Here is a 1,008-nt window from a genome sequence, read left to right as displayed (position 1 = left end):
CATAAACAAGAAACTGTAACAGATACCTGTGTGTTACACTTATAACCATATGCGCATTGTTTTATAATACTCTAAGAAGGGCGGTTGTAGTATGGAAGAAACTTACCCTAAAATTCAAAAGAAAATAAGTAAAGAAAGTATTTTTACTGCGCTAATGAGGCTAGATGTGTATAAGAGACAGATCTTACTCCGATTGAAGTCTGGAATAAGACCGCCACATAGCTATTAATTGTTATACGTTAGCATCTACTAAAACTCGTTAAAGCTGTTGGCCTGAACTTTTTCATTCAAGACTTTCTTATTGACCATATCCGTTATCTCAAGCGCGCTGATAATTACTTCACCATTGTAGTTCTGATCCCGATCGTAAATCATGCCGGGAATCACCTGACAAAGTAAGTCACGATTACAATGATAGTTAAGCGTATTTTTTGGCGACCAATAAGGAATATCCACATGAAAATCGAAGGACCCTAAGGATCTTTGGGTATCCGTCCCCTGTGCAACTAAACTGATCTTAAATTCAGGACCTGCTGCTTCTCCGTGTGGAGTAATCACTTCATAAGCAGCTTTGCTTTTGGCAGGAATATTCGTTGGAAACGAAACAATTGCGTTTCGTGCATTAACGTATTTGTATACTAACTTTAAATCCTGATCGGTTGTATTAGTAACAGTCAATTTAGCAGTCCATTTCGACATAGTATACTCCTCCTTTTCTCTTTACTCTTACTAAGAAACAAGTGTAAGCTTTGTTACACCTTAAGCATACCATGACAGTTAGCAATAAAAGAACAACTATAGGATGCCTTATTTTTATATCTGTCTCTTATACACATCTAGATGTGTATAAGAAACAAGTGTAAGCTTTGTTACACCTTAAGCATACCATGACAGTTAGCAATAAAAGAACAACTATAGGATGCCTTATTTTGTCTCTTATACACATCTAGATGTGTATAAGAGACAGGCATTAAGTCTACCAATAGAATTGTCTTATTTAGATTTGTA

1 protein-coding gene is annotated in these 1,008 nt (G+C 35.9%); it reads right to left on the bottom strand.

What is annotated here, in order from left to right:
- Positions 1–249: 249 nt before the first annotated feature.
- Positions 250–699, bottom strand: a complete 450-nt coding sequence (locus tag A5875_RS00935; protein WP_088931871.1) for a hypothetical protein — start codon at positions 697–699, stop codon at positions 250–252.
- Between the last annotated feature and the right edge of the window lie 309 nt (positions 700–1,008).

Source organism: Enterococcus sp. 3H8_DIV0648 (assembly GCF_002140655.1).
Classification (GTDB): domain Bacteria; phylum Bacillota; class Bacilli; order Lactobacillales; family Enterococcaceae; genus Enterococcus_A; species Enterococcus_A hulanensis.
Note: the sequence above shows the minus strand (reverse complement) of the source record. Positions and strands in the feature narration are given on the sequence as shown.